Origin of the sequence: Chitinophaga sp. Cy-1792, from assembly GCF_011752935.1 — a bacterium.
In the GTDB taxonomy this organism is placed as follows: domain Bacteria; phylum Bacteroidota; class Bacteroidia; order Chitinophagales; family Chitinophagaceae; genus Chitinophaga.
The window spans coordinates 1,201,314-1,220,120 of sequence record NZ_VWWO01000001.1; the positions used below are offsets into that span (position 1 = coordinate 1,201,314).

Genomic DNA, 18,807 nt, shown 5'->3' on the forward strand with positions numbered 1-18,807 from the left:
GGCCCTGGCATGGATACGATTGCCGTGATAATACCTGCGTTTTGAAGGAGACACTATCACGACTCTTCCAGGAGATAGCGGCACCGCGGAGCGGGGCAGCCCCCACCCGATACCGAAGGTATCGGGTGCAAAAACAAAACATAATAAAAAATCCCCGACAGCACTCGCTATCGGGGATTTTTATATAATCTGAAAAAAACATTATTGTATAATCGAACTATTCAATCTCCTCAACTCCGTCTCGGCAAGCTTGGTATTATATCTCGCCTGTATCAACCTGTAATAGCTATCTTCCAGACTTTGCTGCGCCTGTTTTACTTCAATGGTAGTAGAAACCCCTTGCTTAAAGCGTTCCAGCGCTACCATCATATTTTCTTTTGCCAGGTCGAGGTTTTCTTCTTCTAACGCGAACGCCTGTTTGTAATATTCATAATCTTTGAATGCATTCACCAGTCCGAGGTCTATCTGGGATTTCACATTATCTAATGTGATGTTCTGATATTCCAGGTTGAGCTGTGCATTACGTACCTGCCTTTTAACATTAAAGCCGTTAAAGATCGGAATGGCAGCGGTGAAGCCATAGTTCAATACGCCGTTCCTGTTGAATTTAGGGCTGAAGTTATTGGAGGCTGCATTAGAAGTATTTTTGTTGAAGTTATAGGCAGAGTTAAAGGAGATTACCGGGAAGTAATCTGCTTTGCTTTCTTTTACCGCCAGTGAAGAAACGGTAACATTCTGCTGTTGTACTTTAATGCTGGTGTTATTTTTAGAGATATTGTCCTGCAATTCTCCCAGCGACAAAGCCATGTTTACCGGAATAGAATCCATTACATCATATTGCGTAGCGCCTGATGGAACGGCCATCAGCTGGTTCAGTAAGGCCTTGCTTTGCTCTATTATAGTCAGCTGGCGCAGATATAATGCTTTCTGCGCGTTCAGGTCTACCTTGGATTGCAGCAGGTCTGTTTTAGGTCCCAGGCCTGTGGTAAACTTGGCGTCAGAGAGTTTTACTCTTTCTTCAGAGATAGACATTTGTTCTGCCAATGCTTTCAGCTGTTGTTTTTCCTGTACGATGTTATAGTATCCGCCTATAACGGTGGCGATGCTATTCTGTATCTGGTCTTTGATGGCCAGTTCGCCAAGCGAACGGATAGCGTCCAGCTTATCTCTGGTGGCAAACATTTTAAGACCGTCAAACAGCGTCCAGTTAAGGTTTACGCTGGCATTAACGTTGGTGCCTTTGATGCCGCTGGTATCACGCTTGGTGCCGTTGGCAAATTCCTGCTTGGTGGCAGTTCTGTTCCAGGTGGTGCCGGCAGTGGCATTCAGCCGTGGTGCAAACGCGAAATTCGCATAGGCGTAATCGTTAGCTGCTACTTCTGCAGTATTCTTCGCCAGACGAATATTATAGTTATTTTTCAATGCCACATCGATTGCCTGCTCAAGTGTAAGCACCTGCTGCTGTGCCATGGCTACCGTGATAGTAGCCATGAAACACATTACAGACAAACAAATTTTAGCGATATACTTTTTCATAATCTGTTTAATAATAATTATGCATGTACTTTCAGCACCGCTGTTTCTTCTTCTTCTTCCTCTTCTGCTGGTTTCCCTGCTTTTTTACGGCTCAGGTAAGTGTACATCGCAGGAACTACATAAAGGGTAAGGATCAGGGAGAAGATAATACCGCCCACGATTACAATACCCAGAGGTATACGGCTGGTAGCCGCAGCACCCAGCGACATGGCAATAGGTAATGCACCCAGCGCCATTGCCAGACTCGTCATCAGGATCGGACGCAAACGCATGGAAGATGCCGTGATTACAGAATCAGATTTCGTTAAACCTTCTTCACGCTTATGGTTGGCAAATTCCACGATAAGGATACCGTTCTTCGTTACCAGGCCAATCAGCATGATTACCCCGATCTGAGAGAAGATATTCCATGTCTGACCAAATATCCACAGTGATAACAACGCTCCTGCAAAGGCCAGTGGTACCGTGATCATGATAATCAGCGGATCTATCCAGCTTTCGAACTGCGCAGCCAATACCAGGTAAATCAGTACCAATGCCAGCGATAACGCAAACATGGTATTGGAGCCACTTTCCGCATAGTCGCGGGAAGAACCTGACAATGCAGTGCTGTAGTTATCGTTCAGCACATTCTCTTTCTTCAGCTTTTCATAAATGCGGTACATTTCTTTAATACCGTCTCCGATGGTTTTTCCAGGAGCCAGGCCGGCAGAAATGGTCGCAGACTTGAATCGGTTGAAGTGGTAGATGATCGGCGGACTGGTCTCCTCTTCGATGGTCACCAGGTTATCCAGCTGAATAGCTTCCCCACGGCTGTTACGAACGTAAAGATTCTGTAGGTCGTTAGGGTCATCGCGGTCGCGGCGGAACACCTGCCCCATTACCTGGTACTGTTTACCATTACGGATAAAGTAGCCATAGCGGAGGTTACTCAGGGCCAGCTGTAAGGTCTGGGAGATGTCCTGTACGGATACACCCAGCTGTGTGGCCTTGTTACGGTCGATATGTATACGTAATTCCGGTTTGTTAAACTTAAGGTCTACGTCTGTTCCCTGGAATACCGGGCTGTTACCTACTTCGTCCATAAACCTTGGAAGTACATGGGATAAGGAGTCGAAGTTGATATGCTCGAGTACAAATGCGATCGGTAAGCCGGCACGGCGCCCTACCTGGATGGTTTGCTGTTCAATGGCAAATACTTTACCGGTAGGGAAACGGCTCATATTCCTGTTTACCATCTGCACGATTTCTTTCTGGGAACGGCTGCGTTCATTTGGCTCGGTGAGCATTACGTTCACGAATGCACTGTTTACAGCACCTGCACCGCTGAATCCAGGTGAGGTCACACTCAGCACGATCTTACGCTCCGGTACAGAGTCGGCCATGAACTGCGTGAGTCTGTCCACATAGTTATCCATGTAGTCGTAGGATGTTCCTTCCGGCGCGGTAACCGACAGGCGGAATTGGCCACGGTCTTCCAGCGGAGCCAGCTCCGACTGCAATACTTTGAACAGGCCATAGATCATGCCCAGACAAACCAATACAATCAAAAATGCGGTCCAACGGAAACGCATAAACGCATCCAGCGACTTTTTATATCCATCTTCCATGGCGCGGAAGAAAGGTTCTGTTTTGGTATAGAACCAGGAGTGTGTATGTGTGGCACGGCCCAGTTTTACGTTCAGTACAGGCGTCAGCGTGAGGGACACAAATGCGGAAATCAATACCGCACCTGCTACCACGATACCGAACTCACGGAACAGCTGTCCAACGAAGCCCTGTAAGAATATGATAGGGAGAAATACGAATGCCAGCGTAATCGATGTGGCGATAACCGCAAAGAAGATCTCTTCCGAACCTTCACGGGCAGCACGCATACGCGGGATACCCGCTTCAATCTTCTTATAGATATTCTCTGTTACCACAATACCGTCATCCACCACAAGTCCCGTTGCCAGTACGATCGCCAGCAAGGTGAGGATGTTGATGGTAAAGCCGCAGGCATACATGATAAAGAAGGCGCCTATGAGGGACACCGGAATATCTATCAGCGGACGGAAGGCCATCAGCCAGTCACGGAAGAAGAGGTATACGATGATGATTACCAGCACGAGTGCGATAAGCAGCGTTTCTTCTACCTCTTCAATAGATTTCTTGATGAACTTGGTGTTGTCCATCGCGATATCTACTTTATAATCTTCCGGTATTTCTTTCTTCAGCAGTTCAAATCGTTTGTAGAACTCATCAGCGATGGCTACATAGTTGGAGCCTGGCTGAGGGATCAGCGCCAGCGCGATCATCGGGATACCCGATTCTTTCAGCACCGTTTCTTCATTTTCTGGTCCCAGCACGGCCTGACCGATGTCGCGGATACGGATTTCGCTGCCGTTCACGTTTTTCACAATCAGGTTATTGAAATCGTCTTCGCTGACAAGTCGGCCGAAGGTACGCACCGTAAAGTCGGTGGCGTTACCGGCGATCTTACCGGAAGGCAGTTCCACGTTTTCGCGTTGCAGGGCGGCCTGCACGTCGGAAGGGGTCAGACTGTAGGAAGATAATTTGGACGGGTCCATCCAGATACGCATGGCGTAACGTTTCTCACCCCATATCTGGATCTGGGAAACGCCCGGGATGGTCTGGAGTTTTTCCAGGAGTACGTTGGTACCGTATTCCGTTACTTCCAGCTGGTTACGGGTATTACTCTGTACGGTCATGGAGATGATCGCGTCGGAGTTGGCGTCCTGTTTGGATACTACAGGTGGCGCGTCGATATCGGGAGGTAAGCTGCGGAGTGCCTGAGAAACTTTATCACGCACGTCGTTGGTAGCACCTTCGAGATCCTGTCCCAGTTCAAATTCCACGGTAATATTGCTACTACCCTGGCTGGAGCTGGAAGAAATATTTTTGATACCGGCGATACCGTTGATTTGTTTTTCCAGCGGTTCGGTAATCTGTGTTTCAATAATATCGGAGTTGGCACCTGCATAGGAGGTGCGTACGTTCACGATAGGCGGGTCGATGGCAGGAAAGTCCCTGACGCCCAGGAAAGTAAAGCCCACAAGACCGAATATCACGATAATGATATTCATCACAATTGCCAGCACGGGCCGTTTAAGAGATAAGGACGGCAGACTCATAATACGTTATTCAGATTATTGGATCTTGTTATACTTCAGCGGCATTCCAGGTTTCAGCTGGAGGATACCAGAGGTGATGACAGTGTCGCCAGGTTTGAGGCCGTTGGTGATCTGTACATTACTTTCATCGCGGATACCGGTTTCCACAATCACAAATTTGGCTTTGCCACTGTCAGCCACGATAACTTTCTTATCACGGGTACCAGGAATAACGGCCTGGGACGGAATCATGATAGCTGCGGGAAGATCTTTCAGGTTGATTCTAACTTTCGCGAAGGAGCCCGGGAACAGGTTGCCGTTATTATTGGGAACCATGGCACGTAATTTCACTGTACGGGTGTTCAGGTCGATTTTAGGATCGATGGCATAGATATTACCCTGGTACTCACTAACGTCGCCGGCTACTGTAAAACGGAGTTTATCACCATTTTTGATGACATTTCTGTATTTCTCAGGCACGGTAAAATCGATTTTCAGCGGGTCTATCTGTTGCAGGGTGGTGATTACCACGCTGTTAGAAACGATGGCACCTTCAGAAACATTCCGTAAACCGAGGCGTCCGCTGAAGGGCGCACGTAATTCAGTTTTCTGTAATTGCGTCTGTGTATAGTCCATATCAGCAGCGAAGGCGCTTACCTGGTTACGGGTAACGTCTACATCCTGGCGGCTGATACCGTTGATTTTCAGGAGATTTTCCTGGCGTTCCAGGGTAGTTTTGGCTAATTGTTGCTGTAATTTCAGCTTCTGCAGCTGGGCTTTCAGGTCTTCATCATAGATTTTTACCAGCAGGTCGCCTTTTTTCACATTGGTACCTTCTTTAAAATAAAGGTGTGTGATACGTCCGTTAATTTCGGGTTTTACCTCTACTTCCTCATTACTCTGCAATGTACCACTGGCATCGATGTACTGGTCGATGGCAGATGATTTGACAATCCATGCATCAATGACAACCTGCGGTTTGGCAGGGGCCTTGGCGGGTTCAGAAGATTTTTTACTACCAGCCCTGTCGCAACCAAAAAGACAGGCGATACCAGCAATTCCCACTACAGCTATAGCGTGGAAGGTTCGTTTGGTGTTGGCCATTAAATATTAAGCGTTTAGAAATTCGATGATCGGCGTATAGGAAAGGCTAAATCGTTTTACAAGCACAGCACTACAGCACTATCTGATTAGAAAACCTACTAACGTTGATAGCTTTTTTCCTCTATAAGCCCGACAAATTTAATAAATGGCAGAGCTGTTGGGAACCGGCTACTGTTAAATAGCGTTAACACTTTAGATAAAAGGCGAAATAAACGGTTGAATGGAAATTTGTCCTATTATATTATATGAGTGGTAGGAATATCGGGGAAATTTAGTATGGTTTTATTATTAAATCTTAAATTCAGAAAATCCGTAAAGTGTTCACTGTATTGACTTTGCTCCGATTTTCGAGGGTTTTGAGCAGTTAAAATTTGGCCTTCCTGTTGGCAATTCAATAAAAATTATATTTTTGCAGTCAAGTTTTAAACCAAAAACACTTAAAATTATGTCAGACATTGCATCAAGAGTTAAAAAGATCATCATTGACAAATTGGGCGTTGACGAAGCCGAGGTAACTCCTGAAGCCAGCTTCACCAACGACTTAGGCGCTGACTCTTTGGATACGGTAGAACTGATCATGGAATTCGAAAAAGAATTCAACATCTCCATTCCTGACGAACAAGCTGAAACTATTACTACTGTTGGCCAGGCAGTTGCTTACCTGGAAGAACACGTAAAATAATCCTACTAATCAGAATTGTTTTAATGCAACCAAGACGAGTTGTCGTTACAGGTTTAGGCGCTCTTACACCGCTCGGCAATACTGTGGCCGATTCATGGCACGGATTGACGAACGGTGTATCCGGCGCGGATTTTATCAAGCAATTTGACGCTTCCAAGTTCAAAACCCGTTTTGCTTGCGAACTGAAGAATTTCGATCCTACTAACTACCTGGACAAGAAGGAGGCCCGTAAAATGGACCCCTTTACCCAAACAGCGGTTATATCCGCAGATCAGGCTATACTTGATGCCAAGATAGATGCTAATAATGTCAATCCAGACAGAGTTGGTGTTATCTGGGGCACAGGTGTGGGTGGTATGATCAACTACAGTAACGAGCTGAAAGAATTTTATACCGGCGACGGGACACCCCGTTTCAGCCCTTTCCTCATTACCAGGCTTATAACTGATATCGCTGCTGGCTCTATTTCGATACGCCACGGCTTCAGAGGGCCAAACTTTTCTGTGGCCTCAGCCTGTGCATCCGCTACCAATGCCATCATTGAAGCAATGTACAATATCCGCTATGGTAAAGCGGATGTGGTAGTTACCGGCGGCTCTGAAAATGTCATCAATGAACCTTGTGTTGGCGGCTTCAACGCCATGAAGGCGCTATCCGAAAGAAATGATGATCCTAAAACTGCCTCCCGTCCCTTCGACCTCGATCGCGATGGCTTCGTAATGGGCGAAGGCGCCGGTGCACTGGTACTGGAATCCCTGGATCACGCGTTGGAAAGAGGAGCCAAAATATATGCTGAACTCGCCGGTGGCGCCGCTACCGCCGATGCTTACCATATCACCGCTCCGCATCCTGAAGGTTTAGGTGCCCGTAACGTAATGACACAGGCACTCTTAGATGCAGGTATGCAAGCCGGCGATATCGACTATATCAACGTTCACGGTACCTCCACCCCTCTGGGCGATGTGGCCGAAATTAAAGCTGTCCAGCACGTGTTTGGTGAACACGCATATAATCTTAATATCTCGTCCACCAAATCCATGACAGGACACCTTCTCGGCGCAGCAGGAGCTGTAGAGTCCATCGCTGTGATACTGTCGATTATCAACGGAATCGTGCCTCCAACCATCAACCACTTTACCGACGATCCTCAGCTGGATCCTAAATTAAACTTTACCTTTAACACCGCACAACAGAGAGAAGTAAGAGCCGGTCTGTCCAATACCTTCGGGTTCGGTGGACATAACGCCTCCGTTATTTTCAAAAAATTTGTTCCTTGATCTTGATTGTGTGAATTTACTGCCAGGTTTTCTATATCGACTTGTATCTCGAAAAAGGCACTTGTATAAAGAGCTGCATAACTTACTGGGCTTCCCGCCCGGTAACTTTGCGCTATACGAGGTAGCCCTGAGCCACCGCTCCAGCAAAGAGAAATTTCTCGAAAGCAATGAGCGGCTGGAATACCTCGGCGATGCCATCCTCGGAGCAATCGTAGGCGACTACCTCTTCAAAAAATATCCCTACAAAACAGAAGGATATCTCACAGAGATGCGCTCTAAAATAGTAAACCGCCAGCAACTGAATGATATCGCTATCAAAATGGGGCTGCGTAAACTCACCATCTACGATAAATATAACAGCTTCCTCAAAATCTCCCAGATATTCGGAAATACACTGGAAGCCCTGGTAGGAGCTGTTTACCTCGATAAAGGTTACAATAAAACCCAACAGTTCGTTCATCGCCGCATTATCATGCCCTACATCGACCTCGAACAACTCGAGAGCGTTGAGATGAACCACAAAAACAAATTGTACGGCTGGGCCAATAAAAACGGCAAAGCCCTCGAATTTGAACTGCTGGAAGAACAAATGGATAACGGCAGACGCATATTTACAGTAGGCGCCGTAGTAGACGGCCAGCTGATCTGTAGCGGTAAAGCCTTTAATAAAAAAGATGCCAGCCAGATAGCCGCCTCCCAGGCAATTCAGATCCTTGGCCTCGGCGACGATTCCAAAGATTAATTCATCTTACCTTACAAAATGCCTTAATATCGTCTTCTGTTTCCCCGGTACTATCTTCCGCGGGTCAGAAAGATATAGCTCATGATGTGGCCCCATATATTGCAGAAAATGCTGCTTCGCATAGGCTTCCATCTTAGCCAGACTCACCGGCTCTTCACTGTACGGCCCGATATGCAGCACCTGTACCGCCCTGCCCCCTTCCACATTTTTCAAATCCACCGCCCTTAACCGGGAATTGTTCTTTTTCTTCTCTGCCGTAGTAACTGCCTGCACCAGCTGCGCCGCTTCTACATAGTCCGGCACCCGTATCATCAGCTGATAACGCCATAAATGCCGGGGTACCGTCAGGGGATCTACGCTTTTATCATCTACCCACCAATTACCCTCCAGCTTGCTTACTACAAAATCCTTTTGTAAAGCCTTGTTAATGAATTTAATAGCATACGCAACGGTATACAAGGCTTCCACATCGGTGCTGAAAACAGCTCCATCAGGGTCGCCCTGACCAATAATGGTAAGAAATAAGGCATCTTCAATATGTACCAGCTCTGCTGATGTGCCTGCTGTATAGTAGCTCCTGTAGGCCTTGGTAAGATCCAGTTTGTCCATCGCGGTTAGTTTTAGTAAGAAATCAGGGTTTTATTTTTCTATACAAAACAACAACCGGCAAATGACAGCCTTATGTCAGGAGCCTGCTTTTTATTATTTGTGATTTTGTGAGATAAATGCCTGTTTTTTGGCATTTTTAGGTAGATGAGCCCGCTTTTTATTTATTTTTCGGTGAGATAATGGTCCTGTAGCTCTTTCGCCAGCTCTTTCATTCCCGCTTTTAACTCTTCCGGGGCAACGATGGTGACATCATTCCCAAACATGATCAGCCAGCGCCGGATATACTCGACAGAAGGCTGGAGAAATACCATTTCTGTTTCTTCCCCCAGGTTTTTCTCGGAAACAAGGCCATAATAGTACTTCTGATCGTGAATAAAGCGAAGCACCTGATTGCGCATCCTCACGGTGAATTCCTGCATCCGCTCCTGGTCGTTCCTATGATAACGATCGAGGTAGTCCTTTAGCGTCACATGGTGGCTTCTGTCGAAGCGCTCGCCCATTGTATGGAGCTTCCGGATACGGTCGGCCCTGAAGTCGCGGTAACCGCCGCGCAGCCGGCACCAGGCTATCAGATGCCATTTGGCGCTCATATGAAATATCCCGATAGGTTCTACATCTCTCTTCGTAGCAGCCTCATCTTTAATAGAAAAATACTCTAAACTTATAACATGTTGATTTCCAATAGCATGCTGAAGGTCTGAGAGAAATTTGTTCGGAAAGCTACTGCTATCTTCCGGATGGATGGGCTGGTATCTGACAACGGCAATGTTATCATCGAGGGACTCCAGGTAGTCTTTATCGCTGCCTCTCAGTACGGACCGGATTTTCTGCATGGCAAAGCCGAACTGCTTTTCATTGGAGTGGTCGCTGTATTTTTCCATGAGCTTTTCAGCTGTCAGGAGTGCGGCAGCCTCTTCTTTGGAAAACATTACGGGGGGCAAATGATATCCATCTACTATATAATAACCGGTACCAGCTTCTGCCCCTATGGGCACACCGGCTTCCTGCAAGGCTTTCACGTCTCTGTATACCGTTCTCAGGCTGATATCGAAGCGCTCAGATATCTCGGAGGCCTTTACTACTCGTTTACCCTGCAGTTGGATAAGTATGGCTGTTAGTCTGTCTATACGGTTCATGGGGATTGGAAATTACCACTAAGGTCGGGTGTCCGAAAAAATTTTTTAAATTTTTTTTACCGGAGATTAAACTTCGTTCAATTAACCCAGTCTCTTATATATAACACCTCTTTTGGAACGCGAAAGAAATAGAGTGCAAGAGATTAAGTAGATGTTCTAAGAGATTTCAATTCGATGCTACAGTACAGAATATAGGTTAAATGGTAAGCCCCTGCAATTTCTTGCGGGGGCCTGTTTTTTTAGGCACTTTCTGCTTCCGCCCTATATTCTCACCTAATAATATTTATTTGAAAATAGCCCGTCGCCGCAGGCGACGGGCTATTTTCAAATAAAAAGCGATGCCGAAGGCATCGCTTTTTATTTGAAGGAAACAACAGGCTATCATTTATCTTTCGATAAAAAAATATATATCTAATAACTCATCTCATTCAACTTCACCTTACCTCTAAACGTCCAGAAGACAAATACCGTATAAGATATTACCAGCGGTGTTCCTATTGCCGCAATCAGTAGCATAATCTTCAGAGATTTATTCGAAGACGCTGCCTGATAGATACTGATGCTATTAGCAGGATCTGTAGAGGAAATCACAATGTTAGGATACAATCCTATCGCAAATAATACCAGCAACGACGACATAATAATACAACTGAACAAAAAGGCCGTCAGATAATTGCGGGCATCTACATTACGCTTGATATTCAATAGGGTAAATACGGCAATCATCGGCAGCACAAATAATACCGGGTTATTTTTGAATGCCTGCGTCATATGGGGAATATAAATGAGTGTAGCCATAGACGTTAATATGAAACAAAGAATGAAAAACTTACTGCAATTATTTACCAGCACCGTTAGTTTGGCATACAAACGATGCTCAGTTTTCATGACCAGGTAAATGGCGCCATGCAACATGAACAAAGCCAGTGTGGTAAAGGCTATCAGTAATGAATATGGATTGAAGAAGGTAAGTATATTTCCGGTGAATTCCCGCTGACTGTTGATCGGCAGGCCATGAATAAGGTTCCCTAAAACCAACCCGAGTAAGAAGGTGATCAATATACTCGACACACAATAACTGATATCCCACATTTTACGCCACCATTTCCAGGGTTCCTTACTCCTGAATTCAATGGAAATAGCCCTGAAAATCAACGCCACCAGGAATAACATGAAGGGTATGTAGAAGGTGGAAAATATTACCCCGTATACCAGCGGGAAGCCCGCAAATAAAGCACCTCCGGCAATTACCAGCCATACCTCGTTGCCGTCCCATACCGGGCCGATCGCATTCAGCACCAGCCGCCGGCTTTCTTCTTTATTAAAAAACAAGTGAAGCGCACCGGCGCCTAAGTCGAACCCATCCAGCATACCATAACCAGTGATCAAGCCACCAATTACCAGAAACCACCAGGTTGGAAGATCTATTCCGAGTATTGTTTCCATGCAGATTTATTTAAGCGGGTACATTAGATGTATAGAAAGAATCGTCGTTATTGTGGTTGTCGCTGTCGTCGGACTGAGTAGCTGTAACATCAGGACCATGGGCGATCTTACGCGTCAGCAGGAAGATAAACAGGGTGAACAGCAACAGGTAGACGAACGTGAATAGTACGAGCGAAAACACGACTTCATCCGCCGTTACTTTTTTAGAAAGTGCGTCGGAAGTGCGTAGCAGTCCATATACCACCCATGGCTGACGGCCTACCTCGGCGGCATACCATCCCAGCTGGTTAGCTATCTGTGGCAGCAATACAGAGAAAACGAATATCCACATCAGCCACCGTTTGTCGAAGAGTTTTTTACGCCACAACAGGAATACCGCCAGCAGTGAAAGCCCTATCAACGTAATGCCGATAGCGACCATAAAGTGATAGGTTTGGAATACGAAATTAACAGCCCCGGGTCTGTCTTGCGGAGGAGTAGCCCTCAAGCCTTGTACAGGCGCGCTAAAGCTGCCATGGGTCAGGAAAGAGAGTCCGCCGGGAATTTTGATGCCACTGGTTTTCTCTTCCTTATTATTGACCCATCCCATGATATACATGTCGGCCACGGCCAGACTATCATAATGCCCTTCCATAGCAGCGAGCTTGGCGGGTTGGTATTTGCTCACATATTCTGCAGAGCGGTGCCCGGTGAATAACTGCGCTAAAGAGGCTACAGTAGCCACTGCAAGCCCTATTTTAAACATGGCTTTTGCATGTGGAACGAACCGGTTCTTCACTATATAAAAAGCACCTACGCTAATGACTAAAAATGATCCGGAGAGGAAGGAGCCTATCACCACATGTGAAAAACGGTCCCAGGATGAAGGGTTGTTGACCATTTCCCAGAAATCTGTAACAACAGCTCTGGCGGCCAGGTCGTGGCCTTCAATTACAAACCCGGCAGGGGTTTGCTGCCAGGAATTGGCGATAACGATCCACAGCGCCGAGAAGATAGACCCTAACGCCACCATGATAGTAGCAAAGAAGTGAACCCCCTTCCCTACCTTATTCCATCCGAAAAGCAATACACCCAGGAAGGCCGACTCCATGGCAAAGGCGAAGATGCCTTCCGCCGCAAGCGCACTACCGAAGATATCGCCCACATAATGTGAATAAGTAGCCCAGTTAGTGCCAAACTCGAATTCCATCACAATACCGGTGGCCACGCCAATACCAAATATCAGCGCGAAAATCTTTATCCAGAATCGCGTAATATCTTTATAAACCGGTAAGCCTGTTTTAAGGTACAGTGCTTCCATGATTACCAAACATACTCCCAGCCCTATACTTAGCGGCGGATAGATGTAATGAAACGCCACAGTAAAGGCGAACTGAATTCGGGAAAGGATTTCAACTGACGGCATAATTTGTACGGATATTTTACAAAGTTATTCCTGCCCTGCACTCACGAAACTGATGTTTATCATGTTTACTAAATTTAACCTATTTCAAAGGCAATAGCAAAATATAAAACAGGCAGCTACATTATGGGATAGCAGCTTATGTTATGTCGTTTTCTCCCCCTTACAGCAATGCCTTCGGCATCGCTGTAAGGGGGAGGGGTCCCGTCGCCGCCGGCGACGGGACCCCTCCCCCGAAAAAATATGAGTGGTGCGCTTATCCAATCTTCACAACAATCTTTCCAAAATTCCTCCCACTCTCTAAATGATAAAATGCAGCTTGTATATCTTCCAGATCATATACACTATCAATAACAGGCTTCACATTATTCACCTCAAACGCATTCGCCATTTGCAGGAAATTTTCTTTATTACCTACAGAGAAAGCCTGTATCCTCGGATAGTTCTGCATCAGCGTCATAAAATCCAGCGGCAGCGCAAAGCCAGACATAAAACCTACCAGACCTGCAAACCCATTATAGGCCAGCGACTTAACAGAGTGATTGATGGTACTGCTGCCTGCAACATCCAATGTGGCCTGAACACCTTTCCCATGCGTCAGCCGTTTTACTTCTTCATGCCATTCAGGGTGCTGACGGTAGTTAATCACTTCCGTAGCTCCGAGACTTTTCAGTTTTGTTATTTTACTTTCATCGCCGGTGGTAGCGATGACTTTAGCGCCCGCTATCAGGGCTATTTGCAGGGCAAACAGCGATACGCCGCCTGTCCCCTGTGTAAGCACCGTATCTCCAGGTTTAATGCCGGCATATTGCATTAACCCGCTCCATGCAGTTAAGGCGGCAACAGGTAAGGTAGCAGCTTCCACGCTGCTAAGGTTAGCCGGAGTAGGCACCAGCGCATATTCAGGAATTACATAATATTCAGATAGCAATCCGGGGGCATTGACCCCTGTGCGTACCTTATTTACTTCCGGTGTTATCGGGCCGTTCTGCCACAACTGGTTATAATGGGTCGTCACCCGGTCGCCGGGCTTCCAGGCAGTAACTTTACTGCCGGTTGCCGCCACCACGCCGGCACCTTCAGCCCCTGGCGTAAATGGAAAGGCCACATCTTTATATTGGCCCTTTACCAGCGCGGTTTCCAAATAATTAAGAGAGGCAGCCTCCACTTTGATCAATACTTCGTAATCGCCAGGAACCGGTGCAGGAACTTCATTCAGGGTGAGTTGATCTATGCCGGACTGATTTATCTGAATTGTTTTCATAAATAGTAATTTTATAAGGCAAAATTGAGTAGTATGCATACATTAGTCAAGTATGCACCTTTTGGGAATCTACTTACCTAATAGGTAGTATTGTTGATAATCAATGCCAAAAAATGAAGAAACCTGAAAAAAATAATAACCCGACTACTATTTGCGCGGTAGATTACGCCTTTCAGCGTATCGGAGGAAAGCACAAAGGGAGGCTGCTATATCACCTTGCCGGCGGAACACAGCGCTACGGGGAGCTGGGACGCCGACTCACCGGCATCACCCCTAAAATGCTCACACAGGTATTAAGGGAGCTGGAAGAAGACGGCCTGATATCCAGACGTGTATACCTGGAAGTACCGCCGAAAGTGGAGTATTCCCTGACAGCCACCGGCAGGGAACTGATACCGTTCATTATGCTGCTGGCAGAATGGGGCCGCACCAAAATTTTAGATGATGGCCATGAATGTTATCCAATCATAATGCCTGTAATAGAAAACGTCTCTACAGAGTAGAGACGTTTTCTATTTGAAAATATTGTCAGATCAGGCCATAGCCATTGATTCGAACTCTTTTTTACGCTCGCGGTATTCCTCCATCGTGAAGTTATATACCACCGAATCGCGTTTGTTTTTATTGGCCACAAAGTGACAGGCGTGGATATATGGTTCGGCAATATTCAGTTTATCCAATGGTGTTACTACCAGCAGCTGCAGGTTCAGCTGACCGCAATATTCCATCAGGTAATGGCTCTTCTCCGGGTCAAGCTTGCTGAAAGCCTCATCCACCGTAATAAAGCGTAAACTTCTATGCTGCCTGTTCGCCTCGTTGATACCAAACTGGTACGCAATAGCCGCTCCCAAGATCGTATAGGTAAACTGGGCCTTCTCTCCACCAGACAAACTGGCTGTATCTTCATAATACTTAAATGCCTTGTTATCCGCGATGTAGTATTCTTTGGCGCCGAAATCAAGCCAGTTGCGGACATCCGTCACTTTACGTCTCCAGGCTTCATTTTGCTGTAACTCTGTGATCAGCGCCTGTATATTCTGGAACAGCTGTTCGCCATAGGCAGTGTCTTTTTCTGTCTGGTATTTCAGCGTATCAGGAACGGCATTGCTCAGCTTCTCTTTAAAGTTCCTGATTTCCACATCACGTACATGCCTGCATTCCAGCTGGAGATATGTATCCGGGTTTTTATTGAAGGTAATGTTACGCAGCGGTTCGTTCAGGTCTTCCATCACTTCGCGGATGGCATCTTCCTGTCCGTATATCCATGCACGGTAGTTGGTGATGGCATTGAGCATACTGGTATCCATGTATTTACGGAAGCGCTCTTTATGCTCGATCAGGCGCTGGTACTTGATTTGCTCATATAAAGAAATGAACTCATCCAGGTATTCCACATGAGCACGCAGGTCGGTAACATCGCCGAGCCAGTCAGGGAAAGTGTCGTGGATGGATTTAGGCGGATTCACGAACGCCGCCAGCAGCCGCGTGATCTCCGTCTGTTTCTCTGAACTGTTGCGCTGTGCTTCTTTCAGGGATACGTTCAGGCTTTCTTCAGCACGTTTGCGGTAGTTGTACAACTGCGCCGCAGAGGTGGCAGGAGCTGTGATAGCGAGTTCCGTGAGGAAGTCGATGGCTCTTTGCAGGGCTGTTTCGTCGGTATTGGTGACTTTCAGCTGTGCATAATAGTTTTGTTTTTCTGCCAGTTTATTATCCAGGTGACCTTTCTGTTGCAGGGTGTCAGCTTTCGACTCTTCCTGGTCTTTGATGGCTGCAGTGGCTTCATCCAGCTGCTCGCAGATCACTTTATATTTGTCGCTGGCTTGCAGCAGTGTTTCTTTTTCGCGGGTATGCGTTTCGATAACGATGGCGTGCTGTTGCCAGCTGATCTCGTCGAAGTTGCGCTGGGTAAGGAATGCGCTCAGTACTGTTTGCATGGCGCCCAGCTCTTTGCGCGTGATTTCCAGTTCGTTCAGTCCTGATTGCAGCTCGTTGATGGCCGCATCGCATTCATCCATGTCCTCTTTCAGGAGGCGAAGTTTGGCTTTGTTATTCCAGCCTAATACGAAGTTGTTACGTTGCGATTTTCCCGGACGGTCATCTTTTTCATGTCGTGTGGCCTGTCGCGTTAGTCCATTGCTGGTAACGGCTTTGCGGGCACGGTTGAAGAGATTCATATCATCGGTACAAACAAAATCAAACTGCTCCAGCAGCTGGTTTTGCAGCCAGTCTTTGAATTCCGTACCGGGCTTGATTTCTATCTTTTGCAGCAGACTATCTTCTTCCTTAGGCATGCGTAGCATGGTGTAGGTTTCGTTTTCTACCTTATGATAGATCAGGCGTGTTTGCAGGTTGTTTTCGTTGATATACCTGTTGATGCGGGTGATATAACCTTCCGGTACCAGCAAACGCAGGGCAAAGTTGTGCAAAACCTTTTCTATGGCGAATTCCCAGTGAGATTCATCTTCTTTTACCCGTAGCAGTTCGCCGGCAAAAGGCAGCTCTTCTTCAGGAACGTCCAGCATGTCGGCCAGTTGCTGGCGAATGCGGATCAGTTCATAAGGAATGTTATTTTTTCTGTTGAGCAGTGATTCTATTTCTTCATTGAGTGCGGCAGCATGGTTCTTTTCTGCTGTCAGATTGCTTTTATGTAGAAAGATTTCTTCCTGTAGCTGTTCCAGTTGTTTGTCGATACCCTTCAGCTGTTTCTCAGCACCTTTGAGGTTGTCATGAAACTGTTGTTCACCGGGAGAGGTGATGAGGCCCAGCCGCTCTGCGAGTTTATTGTAGTCCTCCATTTTGCTGCGCTTGGCTTCCAGCGACTTCTGCTCGTAATGGATAGTTTTTTCTATGGAGCGGAGCTGTTCATCTACGCTGCTGTTGGCCTTTTGAGCGATCAGCTCATCTTTGCGGAGATGGAGTTTTTCCAGTTTGGTGTTGATACCTGTTAAGGTGCTGGCAGTCACTTCCAGTTCCTGTTGCAGTTGCTGGATTTCCTGTTGCAGGAGTTCTCTTTCCTGTTTGTTGAAATAACCGGGAAGGGTGTCTTGTAAGGAAAGCAGCTCTCTGCCTTTGTCCTGAAGTCTTTCCCATTCTTCGCGCTGTAATACGATAGGCTCCAGCAGTTGCAGCTGCATTTCATCTTTCTGGATGGCGCGGTGGCTGGAGAGGAGACTGTCGTAGTTTTCACGCAGTTTAAGGAATTCCGCCTCACTGTCTGTTTCTTCCAGCATATGCTGGCGGATAAAGGTGTTCAGGTCTCCCAAAACCTTAATACCCACGGTCTGGTTGAATAAAGCCAGGGCCTTTTCGCTTCTGAGTCCGAAGATATTACTGAACAGGGTGGCGTATTCTTTAAAGCTGTCGGTGACTTCGGTTTTAGGGAATTCCATGCGCAGGCGTTTTTTCCAGTCGCCTTTTGCATCGAACTTACCATTGCCGAAATGGTCGTTGATATTGAGTTTATGTGGAGAAACGATAAACTGACGTTTCATTTCTCCGGCATACCAGCGTACTTGTGCAAGTGTGATGGTGTGCATGGTAGCAGCATTGTAGAAGTAGGCCAGCAGTACGGAGTACGGGTTCTGGTCTTTATGGCGCAGCTGCTCTGTTTTGGACTGTAAAGACTCTTCGGAGAAGGTTTTACCGTAGTATCCCCAGAAGTAGGATTCTTCGCCACGGTCGCGGCGTTGTTCCGTGCCGGAGGATTGGTTATAGAAGCGTTTACCGGATGGTACCAGCAATGTTAACAGTGCGTCGATGAGGGTAGTTTTTCCGCTACCGTTGGCGCCGGTTAAGAGTGATGTGTTACCATTCGTGTTTACACGATATATTTTATTGTGAAAGGTACCCCAGTTATATACTTCGAAATACTGTAAACGGAATCCACTTTCCTGTGCTTCACTATTGAATAGGGTTGACATGCAAGTTGAGTTTTGTTTTAATTTCTTCCAGCTTCTCGTTATTTACGATGGCTTTGATGACACGTTTCACTTCATACTGCTGCAATTCCTTGTTGGTAACATCTTCTCTGGAAACCCGGAGAATACCTATGGATAACAGACTATTGATAGGTTTGTTAAGATCTTTCAGCATTTTAGAGCGGTTATGTCGCTCTTTGAAGAACAGGGCGAGGCGTTCCTTAATTTCTTTCTGTGTGAGGAAAAGCTTTGTACCATTGCCTTTCAGGTCAAATTCTTCCAGTGCTTCCCTTAACACGATACAGAGCAAGGTTGCTTCATAGGTAAGTTTGGCCTTACGCATGAGCCTTGGCAGCTGTTTTTCGCCATTGTCTTCATTCTCCGGCTGCACTATACGGGCAAATCCGTCTGCTTCGTTGATCACCAGTTGCAGGCCTACCTGCTGAAGGTATTTATGCAATTCTGTTTGCCAGGAGAGCAGGTCTTTCCAGTAGCTGCGTTCTTCTTCGTAAATGACTCCCTGCATCAGCTTCAGAAACACATGTGCAAAGGGAGCTATATTTCGTTCAGACATAA

14 protein-coding genes are annotated in these 18,807 nt (G+C 46.5%); 4 read left to right on the forward strand and 10 right to left on the reverse strand.

All coding sequences use genetic code 11. The annotated features are described in order from the left end of the window. Positions 1 to 201: 201 nt before the first annotated feature. Genes F3J22_RS04955 through F3J22_RS04965 form a run of 3 tightly spaced genes read right to left on the reverse strand, consistent with a single transcriptional unit; the run spans position 202 to position 5,756 of the window. Positions 202 to 1,536: a TolC family protein gene (locus F3J22_RS04955; protein WP_167014890.1), complete on the reverse strand. Its 1,335-nt coding sequence runs from the start codon at positions 1,534 to 1,536 to the stop codon at positions 202 to 204. Between the two features lie 17 nt (positions 1,537 to 1,553). Continuing rightward, positions 1,554 to 4,673, reverse strand: a complete 3,120-nt coding sequence (locus F3J22_RS04960) for an efflux RND transporter permease subunit (protein ID WP_167014892.1) — start codon at positions 4,671 to 4,673, stop codon at positions 1,554 to 1,556. 15 nt (positions 4,674 to 4,688) lie between these two features. After that, positions 4,689 to 5,756 carry an efflux RND transporter periplasmic adaptor subunit gene (locus F3J22_RS04965; protein ID WP_167014894.1) on the reverse strand — a complete coding sequence of 356 codons (1,068 nt, stop codon included), beginning with the start codon at positions 5,754 to 5,756 and terminating at the stop codon, positions 4,689 to 4,691. A 445-nt stretch (positions 5,757 to 6,201) separates the two neighbouring features. Here F3J22_RS04965 and F3J22_RS04970 point away from each other — a divergent pair, with 445 nt between their 5' ends. From F3J22_RS04970 to rnc, 3 genes are all read left to right on the forward strand, one after another. After that, complete coding sequence (locus tag F3J22_RS04970) at positions 6,202 to 6,438, forward strand: acyl carrier protein (RefSeq protein ID WP_012788038.1); 237 nt, start codon at positions 6,202 to 6,204, stop codon at positions 6,436 to 6,438. A 23-nt stretch (positions 6,439 to 6,461) separates the two neighbouring features. Next, entirely contained in the window at positions 6,462 to 7,715 is a 1,254-nt protein-coding gene (gene fabF, locus F3J22_RS04975) for a beta-ketoacyl-ACP synthase II (RefSeq protein ID WP_167014896.1), read from the forward strand. A 61-nt stretch (positions 7,716 to 7,776) separates the two neighbouring features. Next, complete coding sequence (gene rnc, locus F3J22_RS04980; RefSeq protein WP_240155003.1) at positions 7,777 to 8,457, forward strand: ribonuclease III; 681 nt, start codon at positions 7,777 to 7,779, stop codon at positions 8,455 to 8,457. A 6-nt stretch (positions 8,458 to 8,463) separates the two neighbouring features. Here rnc and F3J22_RS04985 read toward each other — a convergent pair whose 3' ends face one another. From F3J22_RS04985 to F3J22_RS05005, 5 genes are all read right to left on the reverse strand, one after another. Then, positions 8,464 to 9,066, reverse strand: a complete 603-nt coding sequence (locus F3J22_RS04985) for a GyrI-like domain-containing protein (protein WP_167014898.1) — start codon at positions 9,064 to 9,066, stop codon at positions 8,464 to 8,466. A 161-nt stretch (positions 9,067 to 9,227) separates the two neighbouring features. Next, on the reverse strand, positions 9,228 to 10,202 hold the full coding sequence (locus tag F3J22_RS04990) for a YafY family protein (protein ID WP_167014900.1): 975 nt from the start codon (positions 10,200 to 10,202) through the stop codon (positions 9,228 to 9,230). Positions 10,203 to 10,613: 411 nt separating this feature from the next. Beyond that, positions 10,614 to 11,648, reverse strand: a complete 1,035-nt coding sequence (cydB, locus tag F3J22_RS04995) for a cytochrome d ubiquinol oxidase subunit II (protein WP_167014902.1) — start codon at positions 11,646 to 11,648, stop codon at positions 10,614 to 10,616. A 10-nt stretch (positions 11,649 to 11,658) separates the two neighbouring features. Beyond that, positions 11,659 to 13,053: a cytochrome ubiquinol oxidase subunit I gene (locus F3J22_RS05000; protein WP_167014904.1), complete on the reverse strand. Its 1,395-nt coding sequence runs from the start codon at positions 13,051 to 13,053 to the stop codon at positions 11,659 to 11,661. Positions 13,054 to 13,306: 253 nt separating this feature from the next. Then, positions 13,307 to 14,314 (reverse strand): NAD(P)-dependent alcohol dehydrogenase, encoded by a 1,008-nt coding sequence (locus F3J22_RS05005; RefSeq protein WP_167014906.1) that lies wholly within the window; start codon positions 14,312 to 14,314, stop codon positions 13,307 to 13,309. A gap of 113 nt (positions 14,315 to 14,427) precedes the next feature. On the opposite strand from F3J22_RS05005, the gene F3J22_RS05010 reads away from it, so the two are divergent. Then, positions 14,428 to 14,817, forward strand: coding sequence for a helix-turn-helix domain-containing protein (locus tag F3J22_RS05010; RefSeq protein ID WP_167014908.1), 390 nt, complete (start codon positions 14,428 to 14,430; stop codon positions 14,815 to 14,817). A gap of 30 nt (positions 14,818 to 14,847) precedes the next feature. Here the strand turns inward: F3J22_RS05010 and F3J22_RS05015 are convergent, their stop codons facing one another. Beyond that, positions 14,848 to 18,234, reverse strand: coding sequence for an ATP-binding protein (locus F3J22_RS05015; RefSeq protein WP_167014910.1), 3,387 nt, complete (start codon positions 18,232 to 18,234; stop codon positions 14,848 to 14,850). Next, positions 18,215 to 18,805 (reverse strand): DUF4194 domain-containing protein, encoded by a 591-nt coding sequence (locus F3J22_RS05020; protein WP_167014912.1) that lies wholly within the window; start codon positions 18,803 to 18,805, stop codon positions 18,215 to 18,217. Before F3J22_RS05020 ends, F3J22_RS05015 begins: the two co-directional genes overlap by 20 nt. Positions 18,806 to 18,807 lie beyond the last annotated feature (2 nt).